Raw genomic sequence first — 19,779 nt, 5'->3', positions numbered from 1 at the left:
ATCGTCCATGACACCTGCATGACACTCAGATTCAAAGCACTTTCCGTTCATCTTTTCACGGCCACTGGCGCCGTTTTTGCCATGCTGGCCATGCTTGCCGCAGTCGAGGAAAAGTGGAGCCTGATGTACCTGTGGTTGGTGGTTTCGTTCATCGTGGACGGCATCGACGGCCCCTTGGCTCGGCACTACCACGTCAAGAAGAACGCGCCCGAGTTCGACGGGGTGCTTCTGGATCTGATCATCGACTACCTGACCTATGTGTTCATTCCGGCCTTCGCTCTGTTCAAATCCGGTTTGATGGACGGTTGGACCGGATGGTTCGCGATCATCGTCATCACCTTTGCCAGCGCAATGTATTTCGCCGACACACGCATGAAAACAAAGGACAATTCCTTCTCGGGTTTCCCTGGATGCTGGAATATGTTCGTCATCGTCGTCTTCGCGCTAGAGCCCAATTTCTGGATTATCCTGGTGCTGGTGTCGCTGCTGTCGCTGGCGATGTTCCTGCCGCTGAAATTCATTCACCCGGTACGGACCGAACGTTGGCGCTCGGTCTCGTTGCCTATCGCGTTCGCATGGACTTTCTTTGCCGGTTGGGCGGCCTGGGTCGATTTCCATCCGGAAAGCTGGGCGCATTGGGGCTTGGTAGTCACCAGCCTGTACCTAGTATTCGCAGGGATTGCGCAACAGATCATTCCGCAGCGCAAAAGCGCGAACTACAAGACTTCCTGAACCTCGAACTCGGTGCCGTTGTGTGTGAACACGTCACCCTCTTGCAGGCCTACCATGGCCAGGTAGATCGGGCTCTGGGTTGATATGCCCATATAGGTCTTTCCGTCCACATCGAACCGCGTGGTCGACACGCAAACGACAAATCGCCGGTTGTTGAACTTGACCACTGCGCCCGGCTGCACGGTATCAGTGACGCTGAAATCCGTATTTTCGATCACGTCGATCTTGGCGTGATGCGCATGAACCGGAGCATCAAAGGCTGCCGCCAGATCCGCATTCTCGCGCGAGGAGGCGATGTCATCCTTGTCGTGCCCTTCGCGATCATCCAACTGAGAATCCTTCAGAAACGCATCGTAATGCGCCTGCGCGGTCGCCAATTCCTGCTCTTCCAGTGACATCAGTCGGTCAATAATGGCCTTTTTGCGGGCGGCCGGGTCTGTTTGGGCGGTCATGCAATGCGATCCTTTGAATTCTCTATCTGATACAAATTGAGCCTCAACTGGCCGGATTGCAACAGAATTCAGACTTCAGATCAGCAAGCCCGCCGCCCGTTCGTGGCGCAAAAGGGCAACCTTGGTCTCAATCCCGCCGTCCCCGGAAAACCCACCCAAACCGTTCGCAGATAGCACCCGATGACAGGGGATGATCACCGGAATCGGGTTTGCTCCGCAGGCTTGCCCAACGGGCTGAGGCGGCTGCCCCAGTTCTTTGGCGATGTCGCCATAGGTGCGGGTTTCGCCCAGCGGGATAGCAAACATCAGGTCACAAACCTGGCATTGAAAATCAGACCCGGCGACGTGATAGGGCAGATCAAACCGCTCAAGCCGCCCCTTGTCATAGGCCGCCAATTGGGCCGCGGCCTCTTGCAGCAAAGGCGTCTTAGGCCCCTCGTTCCGGCCATCCCACACAAGGCGCGTGATGGCACCGTCGGTTTCTTCGACACCTAAGCGGCCAAACTGGGTTTCAACGGTAATCATCGGCATAGGCGCAGCGTTTCAGATTGCCTCATCCGCTGCAACGAAAAACCCCCGGCTGGTGACCGGGGGTCTGATCTTAGCTTAGCGCCTCGTCGCAACGTCCGCAGACGCCTTCGTGGGCGTGGCGGCCCACATCGGGCAGGATTTTCCAGCATCGCTGGCACTTTTCGCCCTCGGCCTTTTCGAACACCACCGCGACACCTTCGATCTCCGGCACACGGAACGCCTCGGCCGGGGCCGGGTCGCCGGTGACGGTCAGACCGGACGTGATGCACATGTCATCCACGTCGAAGGTTGCCAGCAGATCGCGAGTGTCACCGTCTTCGACAAATACAATCGGTGCCGCTTCGAGGCTGGAACCAATCACCTTGTCCTGACGCTGCACCTCAAGCGCGGCGGTCACGGCACGGCGGACGCGGCGGACTTTGGCCATGTTGGCTTCCAATTCACCGTCGCGCCAGTCGGCGGGCGTGTCCGGGAAGTCCATCAGATGGACCGAAGTGTCATTACCTGGGAACCGCTCCAGCCAGACCTCTTCCATCGTGAAGACCAGAACCGGGGCCAGCCAGGTGGTCAGGCGGTGGAACAGGATGTCCAGCACGGTACGGACCGCTCGACGGCGCAGGCTGTCGCCATCGCAATAGAGCGCGTCCTTGCGGACGTCGAAGTAGAAGGACGACAGATCGACCGTGGCAAAGGTGAACACGGCACTGAACACACCTTGGAAGTCGAAAGAGGCGTAGCCCTTGCGCACCTGCTCATCCAGATCGGCGAGACGGCTGAGAACCCAGCGTTCCAGACGCGGCATATCCTCGGGCGCGACGCGGTCGGCCTCGGTAAAGTCAGCCAATGACCCCAGCATGAACCGCATAGTATTGCGCAGGCGGCGATAGCTGTCGGCGGTGCCTTTCAGGATCTCAGGCCCGATCCGCTGGTCAGCCGTGTAGTCGGTCTGAGCCACCCAAAGGCGCAGAATATCGGCACCGTATTGCTTGACGACCTCTTCCGGCACAATGGTGTTGCCCAGAGATTTGGACATCTTGTTGCCCTTGGCATCCAGCGTGAAGCCATGGGTCACTACGTTGCGATAAGGCGCACGGCCCTTGGTGCCGCAGGCCTGCAGCATCGAGGAATGGAACCACCCGCGGTGCTGGTCGGTTCCTTCCATATAGACATCGGCGATGCCGTCCTCGGTGCCGTCCTCGCGGTCACGCAGAACGAAGGCGTGGGTCGAGCCCGAGTCGAACCACACGTCCAGCACGTCGAATACCTGATCGTAGTCCTCGGGGTTGGCGATGCCGTCGAGAATCTTCTCTTTGAAGCCGTCGGCGTACCAGATGTCCGCGCCGTCTTTCTCAAACGCCGCTTTGATGCGCGCATTCAGGTCTTCGTTGCGCAGCAGATAGTCCGCGTCGGTGGGTAGAGCGCCTTTCTTGGTAAAGCAGGTCAGCGGCACGCCCCAGGCGCGCTGGCGCGAAAGAACCCAATCCGGGCGCGCTTCGATCATCGAATACAGGCGGTTGCGACCGGTTTGCGGCGTCCACTTCACCAACTCGTCGATCGAGCGTAGGGCGCGCTCTCGGATGGTGTCGCCCATCTCCCCCATGCCATCGTCCAGCTTGCGATCAACGGACGCAAACCACTGCGGCGTGTTCCGGTAGATGATCGGCGCCTTCGAGCGCCACGAATGCGGATAGCTGTGCTTGATCTTGCCGCGCGCCAGCAGACCCCCGACTTCGACCAGCTTGTCGATCACGGCCTTGTTCGCGTCACCCTCACCGCCCTTGCGCGACAGGATGTATTTGCCGCCAAAGAACGGCAGATCGGCGCGGAACGAGCCATCGTCCATCACGTTGTAGGTGATAACCTGCTCAAGCATGCCCAGATCGCGATACAGCTCGAATTCTTCCATACCGTGGGAAGGCGCGCAGTGGACGAAGCCGGTACCTTCGGTATCGGTCACAAACTCAGCGGCACGGAAGTCGCGGATATCGTCCCACTCGCCATTGCCGCCCTCTGCCCCGGCCAGCGGGTGCATTAGTTGAACGCCTTCCAGTTCCGCTGTGGTGACGTCACGAACGCGGGTCCACTGGTCATCGTTCAGGCGTGCACGACCCAGCACGTCGGCGGCCAGATTGTCGGCCAGCAGGAACTTGTCACCCACATTGGCCCAGCATTCATCCGGCGTGCCGGTGACTTCGTAGAGACCGTAAGAGATATCCTTGCCGTACACGACCGCCTTGTTCGACGGCATGGTCCAGGGAGTTGTCGTCCAGATCACCACACAAGCGCCATCCAGATCGCCCGCATTCACGACCTTGAACTTCACCCAGATGGTGAAGCTTTCCTTGTCGTGATATTCGACCTCGGCTTCGGCCAGCGCGGTTTTCTCGATAGGCGACCACATCACCGGCTTCGAGCCCTGATAGAGCGTGCCGTTCATCAGGAACTTCATGAACTCGTCGGCGATCACGGCCTCGGCGTGATAGTCCATCGTGATGTAGGGATCGGCCCAGTTGCCGGTGATGCCCAGACGCTTGAACTCTTCACGCTGGATGTCGATCCAGCCCTCGGCGAATTTGCGGCATTCCTGACGGAAATCGACGACGTTCACCTCGTCTTTGTTCTTGCCCTTTTTGCGGTATTGTTCCTCAATCTTCCATTCGATCGGCAGGCCGTGACAGTCCCAGCCGGGCACATAGCGCGCGTCAAAACCCATCATCTGATGGCTGCGCACGATCATGTCCTTGATCGTCTTGTTCAGCGCGTGACCGATATGCAGGTGGCCGTTCGCGTAGGGAGGGCCATCGTGCAGGGTAAAGGGTGTGCGGCCCTCTTTCTCGCGCAGGCGGTCATAAACGCCGATGGTCTCCCAACGTTCCAGCCATGCAGGCTCGCGCTTGGGCAGGCCGGCGCGCATGGGGAAGTCGGTTTTGGGCAGGTTCAGCGTGTCTTTGTAATCAGGTGTCTGGATCGTGTCGGCGCACATTGGGGGCGTCCTTTGGATGATCTGGTCGTACTAGGATCGAAGCGGTCGGTGCGAGGTCTCAAACACCTTTGCCCGGCGTCTCAGGAGGTCAGAGCGCCGGGGATATAATTCGAATAATGATGGCCATACGGTCATGCATGGCGGGCTTATAGGACGCCCGCGCCTAATGGTCCAGAGGTTCCGCCTGCTGCGGCGATTGGCGCAGCTTGGCCCAGCGGTTGAGCCACGCCAGACCGGCCAGTGCCAGCCCCAAAGCCAGTAATGAGAACACGCGGATCAGGCCACCCAGCCCTGCAATGTCGATCAGAAACACCTTGGCCACGGCCAGCCCGATCACCACCAGACCCGCCTTGCGCATCAGGTCGGATCGGCGCGCCAGCGATTGGTAGAACAACGTCGCCCCGATTACCAGCAGAGCCATGGTGTAAGTGTAAAGTTCAGACTGGGTCACGCCGTTGCCCTCATACATCCCTTCAGCTCCTTGCCAGACATGACGGATCATCATCCCCAACCATAAAGCTGCCAACCCGGCGCTCAGCCCATAGCTGACGCGCCGCAGCCAGAGCGGCGTTGCGTGAAACCGCCAGACTGAGAACCCGATGGCCAGAGCTGGCAGCAGATAGGCAACCGCCAGCGTGTTCAACACGGGCGGACCCAGAACCGGCGGCGCAACAGTGCTGAGCAGCGGGTTCGCTTCCACCAGCGCCTGCACCAACCGTAAAAGCCCATGACCGGCAAAAAACACAGCCAGCACGTAACGCGCGTAGTTCAGTTTGCCGCCCAATTCGAAGCGTTGAACCTGCGCGAAGGCCAGCAACAACCAAATGACGGCCAGCAGGCCAAGTCCCCAATGACTGTCGGTGGCATTGCCTTCGCCAAAGCTCTGCAGCCAACGTTCCAGCAACAGGGACAGCAATATGCCCCCCGTCGCCCAAGCCGCACTCTCCAGCAGCAGGATCGCCAAGGGACGGTCCAGCGGTTTCAGTAGCACCCATCCGATCAGGAAACCCGACGTGCCTACACTGTAAACCAGCGCCATTTCAACCACCGGAGCGGTGCTTGCCCAATCTAACCCAGGGTTCAGCACCAACCGCACTGTGATTGTGAAAACGCCCGCCCAGATGAACCAGCTCATCGGCGGCAAGTTAAACTTGCGGTCCAACGCCGCCGCGACCACCACCATGACGACCAGAGCGATGGTTAGTGCCGCCGAGCTCAGCACGATGACACAGGCAAATGTCAGGCACGACAATGCAGACAGCGTAGCCAGAGCCGGGCGCATCCGGTTGTCGCCATCGACGCGCGCGAACCGTTCAGCAAGGACAACCATCAGCACGCCCAGCGCAATGGCGTGCAGGGCCCAAGGATACGCTCCGATGACCCTTGCCGGATGCCAACCGATCTCAAGCGCGATGGCTAGCGCGGGCGCAAAAACGGCGGCCGCTCCGGCCCAGATTTCTGCATAGGACTGCGCGCGCATCGACCGCCAGGCCGCAGTGATCGAAATCAACGCGCCTAGAGCGGTGAGAATTGTGACCACCCACGGGTAATCCGCCTCGGGTGTTTCGGCATAGGTCTCGGCAAATGCACGCAGCACAGCGCCGTTGTCCCAGCCATGCACCAGCACGAACCAGATAAGCCCAAGCGCGGGCAGCACAATCGCATCCTGCAAGGCTTCGGCTCGCTCGCCCCACACCATCAACCCCAGCGTCAGCCCCGACAGTAGGGCAACACCCAGCCAGAATTCACCGGAACTGTCCGCCCAATGCACCGAGACAATCGCGGTACTGACGGCCACCGCAGCGAAGGCTATCCGTGTCGGAAATTCCGGCCAGACGTCACCCTTTTTGCGCCAGATGATCGACGTAATCATCGGTCCGTCATGACCGGGCCAGATGCGCCGGACGGGAATAGCAATGGCAGCCACGGCCAGAGCCATGACACAAACCAGGTACTCGGGCTCGCTGATCGGCGAGGACAGCACCAGCAACAGGCAGGCGGAATACGCACCGAACAAGGTTAGAACCGAAATCCAGGCCCAGCGCCGCACCGTGTCGATTCCCAACCCCAATACGGCAACCACGAAGAAATAGGCATAAAGCCAAGCCGGGTTTTCCGAGGTGCCACCTACAACAAACGGGGCCGCAAACGCTCCGATTAACCCGACCGCAGCCAGCAAGGGACCGTGAAACCATCCCAGTACAAGTCCCACCAACGCGACGAGGACCATAGCGGCCAACGCGGCTTCGGGGCCGATCAGGCCATAGAGCTGCCGGGCGGCCAAAATTCCGCCGAACAGCGTAACCAGCCCAGCTCCGGAAAACACCGACGGCAGATAGGCCGTGGCAGAGGTTTCGTCGTCGCCGTATTTGCGTCGAATGACCTCGCCCGCGACAATCATGGCTGCGCCGAACAGCAGCGCTGCAATCACCCGCGCGGTCGGAGGCAGCAACCCGCTTTCCACGCCGTACTGTACCAAAAAAATCCCCGCCAGAGCGAGCGACAGGGCCGATACTGCGTAGAACCAGTTCTCGCGCAGCCAGTCCGTCAGAGCCGCAAAGCGTTCTTCACGGAACACCACGGCGGCTGGTATTGTGTCCTCGGTTGGCGGCTTGGGTGATTGAGCTTTGGCGGCGCTCCAAGGCGCAGGCTTTGGAGCCTTTTCCGGTTTTTTGGTAGGCTTGCGCAACTCAGGTCTCGGCGCCTCTGCGCGCGTTTCGGCGGCCGCCCCTCCAAGTGAGAGGATTTGCTGTTCCAAATGCTCAACACGTCGTCGTAGGCGCGTCTGACTGACCAGCAGGACAACGATGGTCACCGGAATGGCCAGCACGATCAATCCGACAAGAACAAGCAGCGATTCCAAAGGGCTCTCCGAGTGGTTGCACTGTCAGGCTACCCGAGCTGATCACCCAGCAACAGTCAGAAATCTCATAGATTTCGAGGATCAATGACCCAAAGGCTAGCTCCAAGCTATCGTCGGCCGCGCGATCATCAACCAGACAATGGCCAACACCGCGGCAAAGGCAGGAACCCCACAAGCGAACCAGATGCGAAACAGTCGGTAATAGGAATGCGGCAGCGGTTCAGCTGTCTCAGCCGCCGCCTGCGCCAGCCCACGCATTTGGATCTGTATCCAGACAACCGGCAACCAGAACAACCCGGTGATCGCATACAACGCCAGAGAAGTCAGAAGCCAGCCCTCGGTCAGCGGCCAGCCCAAGCGCCAGGCCAGCAGGCTTCCAGTCACTGGCTGCGCGATTACTGCTGTAGTAGTGAATACCAGATCGGCGAGCACCACGGTTCCGGCGGTCTGCGCGATGAACCTGGCATCGCCCCTGCGGTGCGCGGTAAGCATGAAAAACGCGATTCCGGCACCGGTACCAAGTAGAACGCACGCTCCGATAACGTGCAACCACCGCAAGATCAGGTCCGGGTCCATCATCGTTTCTCCACCATTGGCCAGGCAACAAGTGACAGCATCATTGCCGGCAGGATTTTGGTGAGAGGGCCGAATGGGTCCAACCACAGGGCGGGAAGGGTAAGGCTGGCAGCTATCAGGTAAAACAGCGCGACGGCAAATTGGGCAACACAAGCGCGCACGGCCCAAGGGCGCCACAGGATCACAAGCCCCAGCGTGATATCCACCACCGACCAAAACACAACGCTCAATTTCGCCAGTTCTGCGCCCCAGCCAACGTTTGTCAGAACCTCCACGGCCTGAGGCAGGCCAAGTAGTCCGAACAGACCGGATAGCAGCCAAAACAGGCACAAAACTGTAACGACCAGTGGCATCAACAGGGACATACGTGCGCTTAGCCTGTGTTCACGAGAACTGGCCAGGCTTGCATAGACTTGGCGCAAGGGCGCCATCGACCGGCCCGTTGCGGAGCGATAGGGCTCTGGGTTTCCAACAACTCCGCTGGCCATGATAATCATAGCGTTGCTTCGCAAGGGCGAGCGCCAGCCTAAATGCCCTAAAGCATCCGCACAGCGCGATATCAGGCGCGTTCCCCAAACAGGCACGTTCAGTGTCATCCGCGCCGTTGGAAATCCAAGCCAGCGACGCGTTTCCGATAGAACTCCGGACAACGGCATGGGCGTTTCCTCGACCAAATCATAGCTGCCTTGAGGTAAATTCCCAGCGACGGCTTCGGCCACGGCATCGCACAAGTCCAACATACCCACACATTGAACCGGCGCTTGTGAATACGCGATGGGCTGCACAAAGGGCACCGCCGCCAGCATCCGCAGCAAAGCCGTACCGCCATAGTCTGACTGTCCGATAACCAGGCCGGGTTTGAGAATCCAAAGTGGTGCGCCACAGGCCCGCAACGCTTCGTCCCCTGCCGCTTTGGTGCGCATGAAATCCGTTTCGGCATCAGAGGCGGTACCAATGGCTGATATCTGCACGACAGCTATGCCCTTGCGCGCGCAGGCCTGCCCCAAGGCCGAAATGGCAGTGTGGTGGACAGCGTTAAGATCATCAGCCGGACCATCCTGCAACGCCCCCGCGCAGTTCACGACACAATCAATGCTTGTCAGGAGGTCGTCCCAGTCTTCAGGCCGCAAGCAGGCGCGCAAGTCACTTTGCACTTGCACGATACCTGGCAAAACCTGAGCCGCTGTTTTCTTGCTGCGTACAAAGGCGGAAACCTGCGCCCCCTTGGCCCTCAGCGACTGGGTGACAGCGGAGCCGATAAAGCCATAAGCTCCTAAAACCAAAATATTCTTATTTGCTACCGGCAATAGTCGCACAATCACTTTAAGCTATCTTCGCCAGCCTAACGACCCTCCAAACAAAGACCAGCCCATTGTAACGCACTGCGACAATCTCGGCCGCTATGGATGAAAAAGAGAGCCCACAAGATACGCTATAAGAGCCGCGGCACCGCCAATCACCAACGTCTCTCCCCCGGATCGCCACCACGGAGACAGCGACCAGTGGCTTTTGAAGGCTCCGATGCCGAAGAAAACCCCCATGGTCATCCAGGCCGAAACTGCAAAAGCCTGATCAACCGAAAGCAGGAACGGCAACAGCGGCACCATTCCGGCCACGAGAAAGGCCAAAAACGTAGCAACAGCAGCCTTGATCGGATGGGGATCAACGCTACCCAAACCATATTCTCCCTCAATCATCAGGTTGATCCAGTTGTCGTGATTGGCAGTGATGGCGTCCGTGGCCTCTTCCAAGACCGGGCCTGAAAGACCCTTCTGAGCCAAAATCTCGCGCACTTCGCGGCGTTCGCCTTCAGGGTATTGAGAGATGTGGCGTTCTTCGATGGCGCGGATGCGGCGGATATTGTCCAGTTCGGCCTTGGTACCCGAATAGTTCCCAGCCGCCATCGAAAATCCATCCGCCAGCACATTGGCCAGCCCCAGCGCCACGATGATGAAGGGTGACAATCCTGCCCCAGCGACCCCGGCTACAATGGCAAACGTGGTAACCGACCCGTCGATGCCACCGTATACAATATCCCGCAGCACCCCCCGCCCTGGCGGGGCATTGATCCGCGCGGCAATTTCCTGCTGGCTGTGTCCGTGATCGGTCATGGCTGGCTCCGGCACTGTTATGCAGCCCAGCAGGAAGGAAAGCTTTGCGTTAGGTCAAGTTTTCGAAAACAAGCCGCTGAGCGCGCGTTTGATCATCCCGCGGGTTGAGGGTTTGTGCCGGTCCGAGAACGGCAGCGGTCGACAGACTTCCATCGCGGCCACGCCCACCCGTGCGCTGAGCGCGCCATTCACCAACCCCTCACCGAACCTGCGGGAGAGCTTGCTGAGGACCGATCCGCCCAAAACCGGCTCCAGCAGATCATCTCCCACGGCCACGGCCCCGGTTGCGACGAGATGCACAAAGACAGCACGGGTCAGTCGCCAACTGCCCAGAAAACCTGCACGACCTCCGTAGATTTCGGCCACCCTGCGGATCATCCGAAGTGAGGACGCCAGCGCCGTCACCACATCCGCCAGCGCCAACGGAACCAGTGCAGTTACTGTCGCTACCTGCCGGGCGGCGGCCTCAACCTCACGGCTGGCGGCAGCGTCCAGAGGGGCTAATAACTCATCCTCAGCCAGCGTCATCAATGTTGAGGCATCAAATTGCTCACCCATCCGTTCGGCCAGTCGGTCGCGTCCCCATTGCGTCTCGTCGCGCCCTTTGTAAAACGCGATCAGGCGCTTTGTGACCGTGCGAGCCTGCTCCAGATCACCCTCGGCTAGCGCTGCATCAGCCGCCTGCCGCATACCATCCACGCGGGACAGTCGACTAATGGCTGCCAGTTCCCGCACGGCAATGACCAGCAGGACAAAAACGAATGCAGCCATTAAACCGGTAACGACCCAGCCCAGTATTGGCGCTCGCAGCAACAGCGAATTAACAAAATCCCACGCGGCAACTGAAACCACCGCTCCAATCACTGCCAGCGCCAGCCCCCAGAACCACCGCGACAAGGCCGAGGGTCTCCGCGCCGCCAGCCGCACCGCAGTTTGCATCGCCTGTCCCTGCGGCTGCGCAATGTCGGGAACCGGAGGGGCTTCCGCCACGTCCGCGGCGGGCTCCTCATCATCAAGATCAATCAGAACCGGACCTTTAGCCATTTTCAGCCCCCTTGCGCTGCCAGACATATTTGATGTCTGGCAGGTTTTCATCGTTTTCCGCCCCATCGCTACGGGCAACTTCGGCAAATCCGTTGCGCTCATAAAACCTGCGCGCACCGTGATTGGCCTCAAAAGCGAACAGAGACAGACAGGGCTTGTCGGACTTGGCGTGTTCCAACAGCCGCTGTCCAATCCCCTGCCCGCGCGATCCCTGCTTCAGGTACAGAGAATGAACCTCGGCCCCGTTCAAAGCCAGAAACCCGACGACTCTTCCCTGAGTTTCGGCAACTGTGACCCAGTCCAGATCAATCATCCGGCCACAAAAGGCGATCGTTTCAGCTTGGGAATGCAGCTCGGGCATCCAGTCGTTTTCACGAGCGAAACTGTGCAAAATCTCTCCGGTCGCACCGGCATCTGTGCTGCGGGCGGGGCGGAGGATCACGGTCACAGGCGGTCTCCGATCAAGAACTGCGCGGCGCGATCCAGCCGAATGTGGGGAGGGCCGTCGCCGGGGCGCAGGGTCAGATGGGCGGGCGCGAAGGCCATGAACCCATAATCCGCACCCAGCCAGCTTTCAGCCCCGTTGCGTGCCGGACCCAGCAAGTGGGCCGGATCGTCGGGCAGGTCTCCAGGATAGAAGGCCGCTTGTTTGCCATCCAGCAGGGTGCCACGCACACAGGGCAGTTCGGTCCCGTTGTGGGTGCGGATTTCCTCGGTCGTTGCGCGCAATGCGGCCAGAGACAGTGCCGCCGTTTCCGCCCCGGCAAAGCTGGCACGGTCTCGGGCGTCGCGGGTCAGGGCCTCCATGATGTGCCTCAGACGCGGGTGTTGGGTATGGTGAAGGTGATCGGCCTTGGTCGCCGCGAACAGAATACGCTCAACCCGTTTGCCCAGCAGCAACTGGCTGAGCCACGCGTTACGCCCGGGTCGGAAGGCCGAAAGGATATCGGCCATCGCACGGCGCATATCCTCAACCGCTTGTGGTCCTTTATGGATCGCGCCCAGTGCGTCGACCAGAACCACCTGCCGGTCGATCCGAGCGAAATGATCCCGAAAGAACGGCTTTACGACCTGAGACTTATAGGCCTCGTACCGCCGCGCCATTTCGCGGTGCAAGCTTCGCCGGGGCGCGTGCCCCTCCACGTTCAGTGGCGCGAAGGTTAGCACCGGAGACCCCGCCAAATCGCCCGGTAACAGGAATCTTCCCGGCGTGCAGTCATAGAACCCGGCATCGCGCGCAGCGCCGAGATAAGATGCGAATTCCTTGGCTAGGGCCTGCGCTTTGGGTTCATCATGCGTTTCAGCCGGGTCGCTCTTGTTGGCCAAATGAAGAAACGCGGCGGCCTCAGCGCGTCCAGCGATGCGTTGCAAAGTTTCAGCGGACCAGACCTCATAAGATTTGTCCAATAGGGCCAAATCCAGCAACCATTCGCCGGGGTAGTCCACGATATCCAGGTGGACGGTTCGCGGACCCTGCAGCCCTGAAAGCAGTCCGGACGGGCGCGCCTTAAAGGACAGACGCAGTTCCGACACCGCGCGGGTACTGTCCGGCCAATGCGGCTGTGGTCCGGTCAAAGCAGACAGATGGTTCTCATAGTCAAACCTCGGCACTGTGTCGTCGGGCTGTGGCTGCAGGTAGACCGAATTGATCCGCCCTTCCTGCTGCGCGACCAATCCGGGCATACGCCCCCGGTCCAGAAGGTTCGCAACCAACGAGGTGATGAATACCGTTTTACCCGACCGCGCAAGGCCGGTGACGCCCAGACGTATGATCGGCTCAAACAATGTCTCGGACACGCGGTCGCCCACGGATTCGACACCGCGCACAAGACTGTCTGCCAGGGATGAGATGACCAAGCTGTCGCCCCGCTTTTTTCGTTTCGCTCAAGATAGGTAGAGGTCGCCGCACTTGCCAGAGCTTTCACGCTCTTGCCCCCTCTCGCGCGGCACGTTACCAGCAGCCCATGCCTAGATACGCGCTGAAAGTCGAATACCAAGGAGAGCCGTTTGCCGGGTGGCAGCGGCAGAAGGAATTGCCGTCCGTACAGGGGGCAATCGAACAGGCGCTGTCGCGTATACAACCCGGAGATCACACCATCGCCGCCGCGGGTCGGACCGATGCTGGGGTTCACGCCTTGGGACAGGTTGCTCATTGCGATCTGGTCAAAGAGTGGGACCCTTTCCGCCTGTCCGAGGCGCTGAACTATCACCTCAAGCCGCAGCCTGTGGCCATTGTGAAAGCAGCAAGGGTAGACGATGACTGGCATGCGCGGTTTTCCGCGTTGGAACGGCAGTATCTGTTCCGCATCCTGATGCGCCGGGCACCTGCAACCCATGACGCCGGGCAAGTCTGGCAGATCAATCACCGTCTCGACGTCGATGCCATGCAGGCCGGGGCGGATATGCTGATTGGCCGGCATGACTTTACCACCTTCCGCTCCTCCATTTGTCAGGCAGCCAGCCCGGTCAAAACGCTGGATGAACTGCGCGTCGAACAGATAGAAGGTTTTTCCGGTCCCGAGGTGCATTTCCACGTCCGCGCTCGGTCATTCCTACACAATCAGGTACGCAGCTTCGTCGGAACGCTGGAGCGTGTCGGCGCAGGTGCGTGGACGCCCGAAGATGTGCGAGACGCCTTGGAAGCCAGCGACCGTGCCGCCTGTGGGCCGGTTTGCCCGCCACAGGGCCTTTATCTGGCGCGGGTCGGTTACCCCGACCCGGTGTTCGACTAGATCGCGCGCATCAACAAGCCGCTTGCGATCACGACGACCACAAGGCCTGCCACCAATTCAATCGTCGGAGCCAGCACGGAGGCAAACCGCGTGGCCGAAGCCGAGGCCAGCAACCCTCCGCGCAGCCCGAATGAGGTCCATCCAACTAGGGTTGTCACTGTCGCCGTGCCCAGCGCCATCGTGAACGCTCCGGCAATGCCGACCGCAGCAATACCCATCTGCCATGTCAGGATCAGAACAAACAGTGCTCCGGTGCAGGGGCGCGCGGCGATGCTCACGATCAGCAGCAGGGCTTCTCGGACACTGCCAACTTGTGCCACTTCCTCTGCAGTGGGGCCGTGGCGGTGGCCACAATCTGAACAGACACCGTGGTCATGATGATCGTGGTCATGATGATCGTGGTCATGATGATGGTGACGATCATGATGGTGGTGATGTTCGGTTTCGCTGCGATGTCGTCTTGCAAAGCTTCGGATGGACCGAAATACCAACCACAACCCAATTGCAGCAATAGCCCCATAGCTGATCGGGGCCATGACCTGTTCAGTTGCCTCTACTAAACTTTCGCGTGACATCTGAAAGACCAGAACGCCGGCATAGACCAATACAATGGCCGTCACCGCCTGCCCCAGACTGGACAGCACACTTATCGCGGACAGTCGCCAGAACGCGACACGACGGCCCAGACCGTAGCCTCCGATCAGCACCTTGCCGTGACCCGGACCAATGGCGTGAAAGAACCCGTAGGCAAAGCAAACCGTTAGCAGGGTCGCGACGGCCTCGGGCTGTTCAGCCCGCGCCGCCCTCAAGGCACGCGCGATCTGATTCTGAAATTCGCGTTGCTCGCCTGCGGCCCAAGCAGCCAGACTATCAAACCCGCCGCTGCCCCAGAACCACAGCAGCAAAGCGATGGCGATAGCGACTGGAACAATCAGGTATTTGGACATGAAATGAAAATCTCGGTCGCAAAGCTCTCCCCGACCAGCGGGATATCGTTTTCCTCAAGGTCGTAATCGGCATCCAGCGTCAGCAGGAATGCCTGCATCTGGGCCAATTGCCCATCAATGTCTGGATCAACCCTGTCGATCTGGCAGGACACAGGCCCCGAAACCCTCACCGGACGGGTCACTTCATAAGCTATGTAGAAGGTTTCGTCATAAGCCTTGGCCGTCAGCGCCGTGGCCGGTATCGAACCACCCTCAACCGCGCGCAGATGAGAGGTGACGATGCGCCCGTCCTCGGTTGTTGCGGTTGGCTCCATCGGACCTGACAAGGTCACCGGCGCGCCGTCCGCAAATACGACCAGATCGCCGTTGTAGCCTTCGATCCATTGCGCATCGAAACCGGACAAGACTTGCTCTTCGCTTTCGGTCAGATTGCCGTCGAAATCCTGATCCAGCTTCAGTTCTTCAAGCGTGTACAATGAGTAAAGCTCGTCATAGGCCCAAGTCACCCTTACATGGGTCAAGTGGCCGGACTCGTCCACGATGAACTCCAACCCAGTGTCAATGAAGACATGCGGGTGCGCCAAGGCCGGGATCGGCAGGCTACAGGTCAAAAGGCTCACAATCCAGCGCATGGCCAGAAGATAGGGCCTCGGCCCGCGCGCGGCAATGCGTTTCAAAAGAGGTCCGCAGAATTCGGCCACAAAATTATGAAGGCGGGAACAGAATTAGCGTTTGCAGGGCCGTGGCGACCGGCCCCTCGGTGTCAAAGAGCACGGACTGAGACATCCCGATCCCCGATGGCTGCCAGTGGCAGATCGAATCCGAAGCCAGCCAGTCCGAGACCGGCTCGCGATGAATCTGCACGGTCAGATCTGTGTTCATGAAGCCCATCTCATTGGTTGGCGCGTTCCACGAAATGCCATTGCCGCAATCGGCCAACGGGCACAGCGCCTGTACCGGAGATTGCGTCTCTGCTTCCAACAGCGACGGAGTGCGCACCCAGATTGTTTTGGGTCCTGCTCCCTGATCGCTGCCCTTAGCATAGAGGGTCTCGCAAAAATGGGCGAAGCACGGCAGATCGTGACGCGTCAGCCCAATCGGAAATGCACCGGCAACTGCGCCTTCGAACGGAGGTGGGGTGATTGATACATTCGGAACAGGACCAAGCTCGCGACGCGCCAGATGCATAGTCGTCGCGGTGGCGCAGAGCGTGTCGTCCAGATCGTGAACTGTAACCCGTGTGGTCGCCAAGGTCTTGGTGTGGCGCGTGGTTTCCGCCGCCACGCGAAGTCCGGCCAGCGGCAGCGGTCGCAACAAGTCGACAGTCAAACGCGTCAACATCTTCTCGGAACCCACCTCGGTTTCCGCCGCGCGCACGATCAGGCCACTGACCGGACCCGCGTGACAGTGATCGGCGGACCAGGGCCCACGTGCTGGGTCGTTGCCGATAAAGGCACCGTCTTCGCGCAGATGAAAATAGGCCTGCTGGCTTAGGTCGTATGTCCCGTTCATGGACTGCCTCAAAAAGTGTTTTCTGGTCGCGCAGCCCGACAACCGGGCTTTACCTTTCGGCGAAGAATGACTTAGCTCTCACTGCGATGTCCAGTCGTGTAACGGGACGTCACGACACAAGACTTCGAAAATGAGGGGAGAGACATGGCGTTGTTGATTGAAACCGGGCTGTCCGATTGGATAAGCGATATCGACATTGCCCGAGATATTCAGCGGCTGCACCCCAACGCAGATGTGCGGACGCCGGAGACACTGGGCGACCCGGCGGATATCACGATGCTCGCAGTGGTCGGATTGCAGGATGAACACCCCAAACGCCTGCCCAATCTGAAACTGGTGCAAAAACTGGGCGCCGGGGTCGAAACCATCGTTAGCAACCCCAATCTGCCCGACCATGTACGTATCGCGCGGTTGAAACCCGATGCCCCTGCTCAGGGAATCGCTGAATGGTTTGTCGCTTACGTCCTGCGCCACCAGCGCCACATACCCTTTCACGAAGCGGCGCAAGCCCGCGCGGAATGGTCACCCAAAGCTCCGATTTACTCACCCGACACTGTGGTCGGCGTGCTGGGGCTGGGCCATATCGGCGCGCGCAGTGCGAAAATGCTCCGCGCAGTTGGCTTCCAGGTTGTGGGCTGGAGCCGCTCATCCAAAGAAATCGACGGCGTCACCTGCCTGCACGGCGATGCCGCTCTGCCCGAGTTGCTGGGCCAATGCGACCATGTCTGCGCAATCCTGCCCTCTACCCCCCAGACTGTTGGGCTGTTCGACGCCCAGATGCTGTCCGCCATGAAACCCGGCAGTCAGTTGCTGAACGCAGGCCGTGGCGACCTGATCGACGAAGTCGCCCTGATAACGGCTTTGGATAAAGGCACGCCGGGCCACGCGGTGCTGGATGTTACCTCAACCGAGCCGCTGCCGTCCGACAGCCCGCTTTGGGCACATCCCGGCGTCACCATCACCCCGCACGTCTCGGGCTGGCATCTGGGTGAAGCGCTGGCAGATGTGGGCGAAAACTTAAGGCGACTGACCGCAGGCGAAGCTCTGCTGCATGAGGTAGACCGCGCACGGGGCTACTAAATCAGGGCGTCAGGATCCAGTTGCCGCCAGCATCGCGGCACCGACGGGTCCTGACCTCTCGACTCTGCTCCGCGCCCTCGGGCTGAATAAAGTGCTGCAAGTGCACACAATTGTCACGGACGTCGCGGACACGGATTGTACCTTTCGATCCGGTTGCATCATTCACCCAGGTACTTTCTTCACCGACCCGAGGGGTACTACCCGCCAGCATCGCGGCCGAGGTTGCACTCAAAACCTCGAAATCCGCCGGGCTCAGCCCCATTTCCGCGATGATTCGGGAAATAGACTTGGCCTCCACGCCCGCAGCCATACCCAGCAGCGCAACCGTCATCACTGTAGAAGAAATCCAGGCTTTCATGTTCGCCTCGCCTTTCTGAAAAAGATTTGCATTCAAGATTATACCGGCAGCAAACGGGGGCCAAGCCCTGACAGGCAACCTTCTGTTTATCCCGAACAAACCTAACGAGCCTGCGCCGCGATATGCACGTCAACATCGTCAATTTCGAACCCGGCGGCGTCATTCCCTTTGCCGAAACACATATGATCGCGCACGGCCTCTACGTGTTGGAAGGCAAAGCTGTTTACCGGTTCAATCAGGACTGGGTCGAGGTCGAGGTCGCGGCTGGGGATTACATGTGGCTGCGCGCCTTCTATCTGCAGGCCTGCTACGCGATTGACCCGGGGCGATTCCGGTATTTGCTTTACACAGATGTGAACCGGCATATGCCCCTGTCTTAAGCCAAACGCTGACGCGAAATTGACCTTTTCAGGTGCAGGGGTTCACAGAAGCGCTTGAATCTGGTGAAATAACACCGGTTTTTAGCACTGGAGATTGTTCAATGGTACTTCGCGGATCCCTGCTGGCACTGGCAGCTGTAGTTGGCCTGACGGCCTTGGAGGCAACCCCTGTTGCCGCCAAAGAGGAAACCAAATCGGTCTTCGTCATGAGCCGCACCTGGGCCGTTACACAGGTCTCGGATGCTCCGGTCGTGTACCGCGCCACCCGTGACAACAACAATCTGAACCCGTTCGGCCCGCCGCCGCGCCTGCGCACCATTCAGGCCATGGCAGCCATTCAGGCGGCCACAGGATGCAAGCCAATCCGGGCCAGCATGTATCAGAACATTTCGGGACAGTTCTTCTCGCAGGTCAGCTGCAACTGATCTAACGGCGAAACGGGCATTGAGGTTCACACAACGCGCTGCCATAGCTTGCGCATGAAACTCGCGATCAACGGATTCGGCCGCATTGGCCGCACGATCTTGCGGCAGCTTCTGGCGTTGCCGTGGGGCAAGGATATGGAGTTGGTGCTGATCAACGATATCGCACCGCTGGAAACTTGTTCCTACCTGTTCAAATATGACAGCACATTTGGACCCTATCGAGGAGAAGTAGAGACCGGCGACGGGGCGCTTGTGGTTGATGGCCACACAATCCCTGTGACCCATTGCCCGGATCTGTCCCGTGTCGATCTGACTGGCGTTGATGTCCTGATGGATTGCACCGGCGTTGCGCGCACCTCGGACGTGGCCAGCCAAGGGCTGACTGCCGGGGCGGGCAAAGTATTGATCTCCGGCCCCTCGCCCGCGACCGAGGTCACTATTGTTCTGGGTGCGAACGAGGATCATCTGGGCAACGCAAGAATCGTGTCGAACGCGTCCTGCACCACCAACGGGCTGGCACCTCTGGTCAAGGTTCTGGACAGGATCGGAGGCATCGCCTCGGCCCATATGACGACCATCCACTGCTATACCAACAGCCAGCCGATGATTGATGCACCACGTGGCGATCTGGCCCGGTCGCGCGCCGGCGCGCTGTCCATGGTCCCGACAACCTCAAGTGCCACGCATTTGATTGATGAGGTCATGCCCCACCTCGCGGGCCGCATCTCGGGTGCAGCGGTACGTGTTCCCACAGCCAGCGTGTCTGCGGTGGACTTGGTTGCCACGCTGGACCGAGGCTTATCCGCCACCGCATTTGAGACCAAACTGCGCGAGGCCGTCGCCCAATCCCCCGTTCTGGGTTGGACCGATCACCCGCTAGTGTCCTCAGACCTGCGCACTCGACCGGAATCTCTCGTAATTGCTGGCCCAGAATTGCGGGTGATCGGAGATAATCAGGTCCGCATTTTCGGCTGGTATGACAATGAATGGGGCTTCTCAGCGCGCATGCTGGACGTTGCCCGGCTGATGGCCCGCCCCTGATCCTGCAATGAC

Annotated in this window: 19 protein-coding genes and 1 pseudogene; 6 read left to right on the top strand and 14 right to left on the bottom strand. The window is 59.7% G+C overall.

The annotated features are described in order from the left end of the window. Window positions 1-18 precede the first annotated feature (18 nt). Window positions 19-732, top strand: a complete 714-nt coding sequence (locus tag ABLN94_RS11125) for a CDP-alcohol phosphatidyltransferase family protein (protein ID WP_352992379.1) — start codon at window positions 19-21, stop codon at window positions 730-732. Here the strand turns inward: ABLN94_RS11125 and ABLN94_RS11120 are convergent. The 10 genes from ABLN94_RS11120 to ABLN94_RS11075 form a co-directional block, all read right to left on the bottom strand. Then, window positions 717-1,184, bottom strand: coding sequence for a hypothetical protein (locus tag ABLN94_RS11120; protein ID WP_170492505.1), 468 nt, complete (start codon window positions 1,182-1,184; stop codon window positions 717-719). The genes ABLN94_RS11125 and ABLN94_RS11120 overlap by 16 nt on opposite strands. 75 nt (window positions 1,185-1,259) lie before the next feature. Continuing rightward, entirely contained in the window at window positions 1,260-1,715 is a 456-nt protein-coding gene (locus ABLN94_RS11115; RefSeq protein WP_352992377.1) for a methylated-DNA--[protein]-cysteine S-methyltransferase, read from the bottom strand. Window positions 1,716-1,785: 70 nt separating this feature from the next. Continuing rightward, complete coding sequence (ileS, locus tag ABLN94_RS11110) at window positions 1,786-4,698, bottom strand: isoleucine--tRNA ligase (RefSeq protein WP_352992375.1); 2,913 nt, start codon at window positions 4,696-4,698, stop codon at window positions 1,786-1,788. 163 nt (window positions 4,699-4,861) lie between these two features. Then, on the bottom strand, window positions 4,862-7,561 hold the full coding sequence (locus ABLN94_RS11105) for a DUF2339 domain-containing protein (protein ID WP_352992373.1): 2,700 nt from the start codon (window positions 7,559-7,561) through the stop codon (window positions 4,862-4,864). Between the two features lie 96 nt (window positions 7,562-7,657). Continuing rightward, the gene (locus tag ABLN94_RS11100; RefSeq protein WP_352992617.1) at window positions 7,658-8,137 is read right to left on the bottom strand and encodes a DUF2269 family protein; all 480 of its coding nucleotides are present in this window, start codon (window positions 8,135-8,137) and stop codon (window positions 7,658-7,660) included. Beyond that, window positions 8,137-9,420, bottom strand: a complete 1,284-nt coding sequence (locus ABLN94_RS11095) for an SDR family oxidoreductase (protein ID WP_352992371.1) — start codon at window positions 9,418-9,420, stop codon at window positions 8,137-8,139. Before ABLN94_RS11095 ends, ABLN94_RS11100 begins: the two co-directional genes overlap by 1 nt. Window positions 9,421-9,537: 117 nt before the next feature. Further along, window positions 9,538-10,248: a VIT1/CCC1 transporter family protein gene (locus ABLN94_RS11090; RefSeq protein ID WP_352992369.1), complete on the bottom strand. Its 711-nt coding sequence runs from the start codon at window positions 10,246-10,248 to the stop codon at window positions 9,538-9,540. 54 nt (window positions 10,249-10,302) lie between these two features. Next, entirely contained in the window at window positions 10,303-11,292 is a 990-nt protein-coding gene (locus tag ABLN94_RS11085; protein WP_352992367.1) for a YcjF family protein, read from the bottom strand. After that, complete coding sequence (locus ABLN94_RS11080) at window positions 11,285-11,740, bottom strand: GNAT family N-acetyltransferase (RefSeq protein WP_352992365.1); 456 nt, start codon at window positions 11,738-11,740, stop codon at window positions 11,285-11,287. The genes ABLN94_RS11085 and ABLN94_RS11080 overlap by 8 nt, the downstream gene beginning before the upstream one ends. Beyond that, window positions 11,737-13,149, bottom strand: coding sequence for a YcjX family protein (locus ABLN94_RS11075; RefSeq protein ID WP_352992363.1), 1,413 nt, complete (start codon window positions 13,147-13,149; stop codon window positions 11,737-11,739). The genes ABLN94_RS11080 and ABLN94_RS11075 overlap by 4 nt, the downstream gene beginning before the upstream one ends. A gap of 107 nt (window positions 13,150-13,256) precedes the next feature. Between ABLN94_RS11075 and truA the strand changes: the two genes are divergently transcribed. Then, the gene (truA, locus tag ABLN94_RS11070) at window positions 13,257-14,024 is read left to right on the top strand and encodes a tRNA pseudouridine(38-40) synthase TruA (protein WP_352992361.1); all 768 of its coding nucleotides are present in this window, start codon (window positions 13,257-13,259) and stop codon (window positions 14,022-14,024) included. Here truA and ABLN94_RS11065 read toward each other — a convergent pair. From ABLN94_RS11065 to ABLN94_RS11055, 3 genes are read right to left on the bottom strand one after another with little or no spacing between them, the layout of a single operon-like run. Beyond that, window positions 14,021-14,971, bottom strand: a complete 951-nt coding sequence (locus ABLN94_RS11065; protein ID WP_352992359.1) for a nickel/cobalt transporter — start codon at window positions 14,969-14,971, stop codon at window positions 14,021-14,023. The genes truA and ABLN94_RS11065 overlap by 4 nt on opposite strands. After that, window positions 14,956-15,648, bottom strand: coding sequence for a DUF1007 family protein (locus tag ABLN94_RS11060; protein WP_352992357.1), 693 nt, complete (start codon window positions 15,646-15,648; stop codon window positions 14,956-14,958). The genes ABLN94_RS11065 and ABLN94_RS11060 overlap by 16 nt, the downstream gene beginning before the upstream one ends. 28 nt (window positions 15,649-15,676) lie before the next feature. Next, window positions 15,677-16,483, bottom strand: coding sequence for a thioesterase family protein (locus ABLN94_RS11055; RefSeq protein WP_352992355.1), 807 nt, complete (start codon window positions 16,481-16,483; stop codon window positions 15,677-15,679). Window positions 16,484-16,627: 144 nt separating this feature from the next. On the opposite strand from ABLN94_RS11055, the gene ABLN94_RS11050 reads away from it, so the two are divergent. After that, a complete protein-coding gene (locus ABLN94_RS11050; RefSeq protein ID WP_352992353.1) occupies window positions 16,628-17,563 on the top strand; it encodes a 2-hydroxyacid dehydrogenase in 936 nt (311 codons plus the stop codon). Window position 17,564: 1 nt separating this feature from the next. Here the strand turns inward: ABLN94_RS11050 and ABLN94_RS11045 are convergent, their stop codons facing one another. Beyond that, window positions 17,565-17,921 carry a hypothetical protein gene (locus ABLN94_RS11045; RefSeq protein WP_170492467.1) on the bottom strand — a complete coding sequence of 119 codons (357 nt, stop codon included), beginning with the start codon at window positions 17,919-17,921 and terminating at the stop codon, window positions 17,565-17,567. 110 nt (window positions 17,922-18,031) lie between these two features. Between ABLN94_RS11045 and ABLN94_RS11040 the strand changes: the two are divergent. From ABLN94_RS11040 to ABLN94_RS11030, 3 genes and pseudogenes are all read left to right on the top strand, one after another. Continuing rightward, a pseudogene (locus ABLN94_RS11040) lies at window positions 18,032-18,301 on the top strand ((S)-ureidoglycine aminohydrolase); the annotation flags it as partial. Window positions 18,302-18,402: 101 nt separating this feature from the next. Then, window positions 18,403-18,726, top strand: coding sequence for a hypothetical protein (locus ABLN94_RS11035; protein WP_352992351.1), 324 nt, complete (start codon window positions 18,403-18,405; stop codon window positions 18,724-18,726). A gap of 54 nt (window positions 18,727-18,780) precedes the next feature. Next, window positions 18,781-19,767, top strand: coding sequence for a type I glyceraldehyde-3-phosphate dehydrogenase (locus tag ABLN94_RS11030; RefSeq protein ID WP_352992349.1), 987 nt, complete (start codon window positions 18,781-18,783; stop codon window positions 19,765-19,767). Window positions 19,768-19,779 lie beyond the last annotated feature (12 nt).

Origin of the sequence: Ruegeria sp. SCP11 (genome assembly GCF_040329455.1) — a bacterium.
GTDB classification, from domain to species: Bacteria; Pseudomonadota; Alphaproteobacteria; order Rhodobacterales; family Rhodobacteraceae; genus Ruegeria; species Ruegeria atlantica_E.
This window is presented reverse-complemented; position numbering and strand designations above follow the sequence as displayed.

Excerpts from the sequence above, each read along its gene's own strand:
- ABLN94_RS11035 (WP_352992351.1), top strand. The coding sequence starts at position 18,403 with ATGGTACTTCGCGGATCCCTGCTGGCACTGGCAGCTGTAGTTGGCCTG.
- ABLN94_RS11065 (WP_352992359.1), bottom strand. The coding sequence starts at position 14,971 with ATGTCCAAATACCTGATTGTTCCAGTCGCTATCGCCATCGCTTTGCTG.
- ileS (WP_352992375.1), bottom strand. The coding sequence starts at position 4,698 with ATGTGCGCCGACACGATCCAGACACCTGATTACAAAGACACGCTGAAC.
- ABLN94_RS11100 (WP_352992617.1), bottom strand. The coding sequence starts at position 8,137 with ATGGACCCGGACCTGATCTTGCGGTGGTTGCACGTTATCGGAGCGTGC.
- ABLN94_RS11030 (WP_352992349.1), top strand. The coding sequence starts at position 18,781 with ATGAAACTCGCGATCAACGGATTCGGCCGCATTGGCCGCACGATCTTG.
- ABLN94_RS11045 (WP_170492467.1), bottom strand. The coding sequence starts at position 17,921 with ATGAAAGCCTGGATTTCTTCTACAGTGATGACGGTTGCGCTGCTGGGT.
- ABLN94_RS11120 (WP_170492505.1), bottom strand. The coding sequence starts at position 1,184 with ATGACCGCCCAAACAGACCCGGCCGCCCGCAAAAAGGCCATTATTGAC.
- ABLN94_RS11085 (WP_352992367.1), bottom strand. The coding sequence starts at position 11,292 with ATGGCTAAAGGTCCGGTTCTGATTGATCTTGATGATGAGGAGCCCGCC.
- ABLN94_RS11125 (WP_352992379.1), top strand. The coding sequence starts at position 19 with ATGACACTCAGATTCAAAGCACTTTCCGTTCATCTTTTCACGGCCACT.
- ABLN94_RS11050 (WP_352992353.1), top strand. The coding sequence starts at position 16,628 with ATGGCGTTGTTGATTGAAACCGGGCTGTCCGATTGGATAAGCGATATC.
- truA (WP_352992361.1), top strand. The coding sequence starts at position 13,257 with ATGCCTAGATACGCGCTGAAAGTCGAATACCAAGGAGAGCCGTTTGCC.
- ABLN94_RS11055 (WP_352992355.1), bottom strand. The coding sequence starts at position 16,483 with ATGAACGGGACATACGACCTAAGCCAGCAGGCCTATTTTCATCTGCGC.
- ABLN94_RS11115 (WP_352992377.1), bottom strand. The coding sequence starts at position 1,715 with ATGCCGATGATTACCGTTGAAACCCAGTTTGGCCGCTTAGGTGTCGAA.
- ABLN94_RS11090 (WP_352992369.1), bottom strand. The coding sequence starts at position 10,248 with ATGACCGATCACGGACACAGCCAGCAGGAAATTGCCGCGCGGATCAAT.